At 59.9% G+C, this 5,299-nt stretch carries 5 protein-coding genes; 2 read left to right on the top strand and 3 right to left on the bottom strand.

The genetic code is table 11. The features are described from left to right. Both VN887_15385 and VN887_15380 read right to left on the bottom strand, forming a co-directional pair. A partial coding sequence (locus VN887_15385) for a response regulator (GenBank protein HXT41389.1) occupies positions 1-883 on the bottom strand: 883 nt, incomplete at its 3' end. 99 nt (positions 884-982) lie between these two features. Next, positions 983-2,278 (bottom strand): mechanosensitive ion channel family protein, encoded by a 1,296-nt coding sequence (locus VN887_15380; GenBank protein HXT41388.1) that lies wholly within the window; start codon positions 2,276-2,278, stop codon positions 983-985. A gap of 226 nt (positions 2,279-2,504) precedes the next feature. Here VN887_15380 and VN887_15375 point away from each other — a divergent pair, with 226 nt between their 5' ends. Next, positions 2,505-2,684 carry a hypothetical protein gene (locus VN887_15375; GenBank protein HXT41387.1) on the top strand — a complete coding sequence of 60 codons (180 nt, stop codon included), beginning with the start codon at positions 2,505-2,507 and terminating at the stop codon, positions 2,682-2,684. Between the two features lie 538 nt (positions 2,685-3,222). On the opposite strand, the gene VN887_15370 is transcribed toward VN887_15375, so the two are convergent. Next, positions 3,223-4,434 (bottom strand): glycosyl transferase, encoded by a 1,212-nt coding sequence (locus VN887_15370; GenBank protein HXT41386.1) that lies wholly within the window; start codon positions 4,432-4,434, stop codon positions 3,223-3,225. A 94-nt stretch (positions 4,435-4,528) separates the two neighbouring features. Between VN887_15370 and VN887_15365 the strand changes: the two genes are divergently transcribed. Next, on the top strand, positions 4,529-5,299 hold a 771-nt coding region (locus VN887_15365), incomplete at its 3' end, for a hypothetical protein (GenBank protein HXT41385.1).

Genomic DNA, 5,299 nt, shown 5'->3' with positions numbered 1-5,299 from the left:
TGATTGACAGGATGACCTGGTCTGCGTCCGTGGTGGTCGCCACATGCACCGCGCCGCCCGTATGCGAATACCGGAATGCGTTGTCCATCAATTCCTGCACGATCTTTTTCAGGTGCTCCACGGAAATGACCACCAGCGCGTCTTCAAACTTCAAAACGAGGTCGGCCTGGCGATCGATCAATATCGCCATGCCCCGGGCCACCGGTTCCACCACGGAGCGGATGCCAGTGCGCTGTTCCCGGAGAACCGCCAGTCGCGGGGCGTCGGCCGCGAGCCGTTCGATGTCCGCGTAGAGCAGGCAGTTCTCGATTCGTTTGCGCACGTTTTCGGCGGACTGATGGGCCTGGCCCGCCATGTCGCTGATTTCCTTCGGTGGCATGGGCTGGCGCGCCGTGCCGAGCAACCGGGTGATCCTGAGGATCCGGTCCACCGGCTGGAGAAAGCCGGGCGTTGAATCCGCACCGGCAGCCGCGTGCGCTGAATCGCGGCCATCCGGCGTTTCGGCGGCTCGCGGCGAGTCCTTGTTCAACGCCTCGCGAATCGTGGAAAGCAGCTTGTCCGCGCTGAACGGTTTGCCCAGAAAACCGTCGGCGCCGCGCCCGGTCCCCGGCGGCGCGTCCGCGCTGGCGAGAAATCCCGACATCAGCACAAACGGAATGGCCGCGATCATGGGATCGCGCCGCAAGGCATAGAGCGTGAGCAGGCCCCCGACCCCCTCCATGTTCACGTCGCAAAGCACCAGATCGGGCAGATGAGTGCGCGCGAGATGCACGCCCGTCGCGCCGGTCCCCGCTTCCACGACCTCAAAGCCGCTCTTCTCCAGAACCGCGGTCACCGTGCGGCGGAGGATTTCATCGTCATCAATGACCAGAATCTTTGGCATGGTTCACCCGTCACCACTAGAACTGACCGGATTGTGCCGCATCGGGAGAGAAGCCGCAACACCGGGATGGCGGATTCAACCGGGCAGGCTGCGGCGCAATCAGGTCTCCCGCGCGCCGCCCACCCTCCACTCTGAATCCTGCTTGAGATAGACCGTCTGCGACGGAAACGCGAACGCGATGGCTTCCTTGTCGAACTTTTCCTTCGCCGCGAGGTTCATTTCCTGGAGGCCGGCCAGGTATTCCTTGTAATCCGTCGAATTCCACCAGTGGACGACCTGAATGTTCAGCGCCGAGTCGGCGAATTTGTTGAACCCAATCTGGCAATCGAACGTTTTCGGATGGTCCTTGTAAACCTCCTTCAGAATCTCCAGCGCGCGCTTCACTTTTTCGGTCGGCGTGTCGTAGGTGATGCCGATGTTCATCACGGTTTTGATGTTGGGACGGCGCGAAATGTTCGTGATCGTCGCGTTGCCCATCGTTTTGTTCGGGACGGTCACGAGGTGGCCGTCGAGGTTGCGCACACGCGTGCTCCGCAGGCCGATGGTCTCCACCGTGCCGTCAATCGCATCGAGCTGGATGCGGTCGCCGACGCGGAACGGTTTGTCCATGAACACCGCCACCGCGCCGAACAGGTTCGCCACCGTGTCCTGTGCCGCGAGGCCGAGCGCGAGGCCGCCGACCGAAAGGCCGGCCAGGGCCGCGGTGATGTCGAAGCCGAGGTTCTGCGACGTGACCAGCACCGCCACGACGACCACGAACACCTTGAGGGTTTTCCGGATGATCGGAAACAACTGTTGATCGAAGGACCGGTCCGCTTCCGCCTGCGTGCGCTGCCGCCAATAGCCCATCAACAGGTCAATCAGCTTGAGCACCGCGTAGGTAATGGTCGCTGCCACGATGACCTTGAAACTCTTGTCCAGGATCTTCTTGATCGTGTCCGGCCAGTCGAACATATCGAGGCCGATGTTGAGGAAGATGACGAACGAAACGATCTTGACCGGCCCGTTGAGCAGGCCAAGCAACAGGTCATCGAGCTGCGTCTTGGTCCGGTCCGTGAACTTCTTCAACCAGACGCGTGTGAGGTAGTCGAGGAGCTTGGAAACGTAAAACGCGAGGAAGGTGTAGATGAGCGAGGCAATGTATTTCCAGAGCGGCTCGCCGAATGGCGCGGCGGTGTTCAGCACCTCGATCTTGTCCAGGCCGAAGGTCAGATGAAAGCGGCCGGATTTGGCGGCCTCCTTGTCCGGTTTGCCCGGCGCGGATGCGGCCGCGCTGTTCGTGCCGGTGGAGGAAGGCGTCGTGTTCGTTTGCGCGACGCTCCAGACCGACCAGAGCAGCAACACCGCCAGCGCGAAAACGTAACCGCGGAAAACCAGATCAAATTTTCGTTTCATCCTGCGTCCAATTAACGAAACCGGGGCGGGTGCTGACAAGTTTTAATCTGTGTGAATGGGTTGCACCGGGGCTTTTGTGTCCTGAATAATCCTTCACAGGAATTCACGACTCTGCTTTCATGGCCTCGTAGTAGAAGTCGCGCTAGGAAAGGTCGACCGTACAGGTCATTTGGCTGAATAATACGGTTTAGCAAAGAAAGAAACCGCCAACGAAGAACGAAGGAAGATGAAAAAGACATTATTCCAGTTATCTGAAATAAATGTCCTCATGTGGCTTGCCATATTTGGTTACACGATGGGTTCTGCGGGTGCGTTCAGCTTGAAGTTCATTGCTGGAGCTGGATTGGCTGTCGGCGCGGTGATGCAGCATCGAGCATACTATGACATCTTTAAGAAAAAGGCCTAAGCGGGCGTTAGCGCCAACGAGTGTGTCTGTTACATCGGCTGCTGTCGCAGCCGATGTTGCGCTCGAATGGTGCCTTATAGCGTCCCGTCCTGATCCCGGTTGTTAAGTCCATGTACGACTTGTTAATATTGGCGGCATTCGGGTTGGTGGCGTTCCTCGTGGCATGGGTGGTAAACGGGCTTGTCGGCATAATGAGCGGGGAGAAACCCCGTGATACTGGCAGGCTTTGGGTCGATATTTTTTTGAGGCTGTTTGCGGTATTAGAATTGGGGCTTATCGGACGCGCGTTAAACTACATCGGTTTGGAAGGCAGGCCTCGGAAGGTTGTTCTGTTTGTCGGATTGCTTTGTATTCTTTTGTTCCTGGTGAGGGCTTGTAATCACGCACACGCTGATCGTACTTACAGCTATCCGTCCAAGTCATATGATCGGACGACGCCTTGACAAGTCTGCTCTGGAAAAGTCGAGATTCTTTCTTTGTGACATAGCGGACGCTCTACGTCCCAGTGCCTGAGTAGCACAGTCAATCCCGCGCTGACTCACTCCTCATTATCCGCCTTCACCGCCGCGTTGAGTTCGTCGAGAAAACTGGGCAGCGCGGAATGGACGCGGTTCCAGTTCGGGATCAGCGGCGCGCCGAGCGGGTCGTCCAGAAACGCCCGTGCCGCCGCGCGAATGCTGCGCACAAACATCGTCACTGCCACCTCCTCCTGGTGGCGGTCGAATTCCAGTCCGTTGATGGCCGCGTCCGCCGCGTAGTAACGGAGCGTGTCCTCGGCCTTGCGCACGTAGGCGCTCAGCAGCGTGTCGAACAACCCGCTGTCGAGCTTGATGCCTTCCGCCGCCATCGTGCGGAAGAGTGATTTGGCGACGTCCACCGCCATTTTGTTCAGCCCTTTCTCGGGATCGCGCGCGGAAAGCTCCTGATGTTTGTGATCGTAGTTTTCGCAGAGTTCCGCCTGGCAGATGCTTTTGGCAGCCGAGTTGCGAAACACGTCTGCCAGCAGTCCCACCTCGAGGCCCCAGTCTGCCGGAATGCGATTGCGCCGGATCAAATCGAGATCGAGCGAGAATTCCCCGGCCAGCGGATAGCGAAAAGTGTCCATGTAAATCAGGAACGGGTGCGGACCGATCAACCCGAGGAGCGAGCGCAGCAGCGGCGTCATCATCAGGCGCATGGCGCGGCCGTTCAACTTGCCGGTGTAGCGGGCGTAGTAACCTTTGCAGAAGTCGAAGCCCATGCTCGGATGCGCGACCGGGTAGCAAAGGCGCGCGAGCAATTCGCGGTTGTAGGTGCTGATGTCGCAATCATGCACGGCCACCATGCGGGATTGATCGCTGGCCAGCACGTAGCCGAAGCAGGTCCAGACGTTCAAGCCCTTGCCGCGCGGACCGACGGGGAGATCGGCCTGTTCCAGCCGGCGGTACAAGCGTTTCAAGCGCGGGCCGTCATTCCAGATCAGGGTCGGCTTCTGCGGCAACTGGCCGAAGAAACTCCGCGCGCTTTTCCATTGGCGGGGGGTGGCGTGGTCCAGACCGACGACGATCTGCTTGAGGTAGGTGACATTTTTCAGTTCGCGCACGATGGCGCGCAGTGCCGGTGTGTCCAGTTCCTTTGCATGACACGGCAACACCAGCGCGATGGGGGCCTCCTTGGCGAACATCTGCAGCTCTCCCTCGAGTCGCTTTACATCCGGTCTGCCGAGACGATGCAGCGTGGCGATGGCTCCTGTTTGAAAAAAGTCCGACATACCATCGAAACTATGCCGGGACGAACTGCGCGCTGACAAGATTTGATTCCAAAAAATTTGACCGCGTTGCAGCGCCGATGAAAGACTCCGGCGGTTGAAACTGATCGTCGCCCATTATCATCTGCGGCCCGGCGGTATCCGGCGCGTCATCGAACTGGCCACGCCCCACATCGTCCGCGCGTTCGATGGGAACATTGACTCGGTAAAGCTGGCGTGCGGTGAAGCGAACGACCGGGAATGGAACAGCGATTTTCGGAAGGCGTTGCAAGGTGTGTCGGTCGAGTTTCTGATCGATCCCGCGCTCAAATATTTTTCCGGACAGAAGCGGTCGCCCGGACAGGTTGCGGGGCGGATTCGCGCGGCGCTGGGGAAGATTTTGGACGGCGCGTCGGCGGACGGGTGCCTCGTCTGGGCGCACAACCTTGGCATTGGCCGGAATCTCCTGCTGACGCGCGAACTGACACGCGCCTGCGCGGAGCGCAACATCCCGCTCATCGCGCATCACCACGACTGGTGGTTCGACAACCGCTGGGCACGCTGGCGGGAAATGCGCCGCTGTGGCTTCCGCACGCTGCAGGCGGTGGCGGAAACGATTTTTCCGCCGTACCCCAATCTGTGTCACATCGCCATCAACCGGGCCGATGCCGGAACCTTGCGGCGGCATTTCCGCGGCTCCGCCGATTGGCTGCCGAACCTGACCGAACCGGCGCCTGCGCCGACGCACGCGCGGGCTCGCGCCGCGCGCAAGTGGCTCGACGCGCAACTCGGCGAACGTGGCGCGCCGGTGTGGATTCTGCCGTGCCGGTTGCTCCGCCGAAAGAACATCGCCGAGGCGTTGTTGCTGACGAGATGGCTGCGTCCCGCC

Origin of the sequence: Candidatus Angelobacter sp. (genome assembly GCA_035607015.1) — a bacterium.
Lineage (GTDB): Bacteria > Verrucomicrobiota > Verrucomicrobiia > Limisphaerales > AV2 > AV2.
The sequence above is the reverse complement of the archived record's forward strand: the minus strand, read 5'-3'. Positions and strand labels throughout refer to the sequence as shown.

Bases quoted from the DNA above. Each gene is read 5' to 3' on its own strand.
- VN887_15370 (HXT41386.1), bottom strand. From the start codon at position 4,434: ATGTCGGACTTTTTTCAAACAGGAGCCATCGCCACGCTGCATCGTCTC.
- VN887_15380 (HXT41388.1), bottom strand. From the start codon at position 2,278: ATGAAACGAAAATTTGATCTGGTTTTCCGCGGTTACGTTTTCGCGCTG.
- VN887_15375 (HXT41387.1), top strand. From the start codon at position 2,505: ATGAAAAAGACATTATTCCAGTTATCTGAAATAAATGTCCTCATGTGG.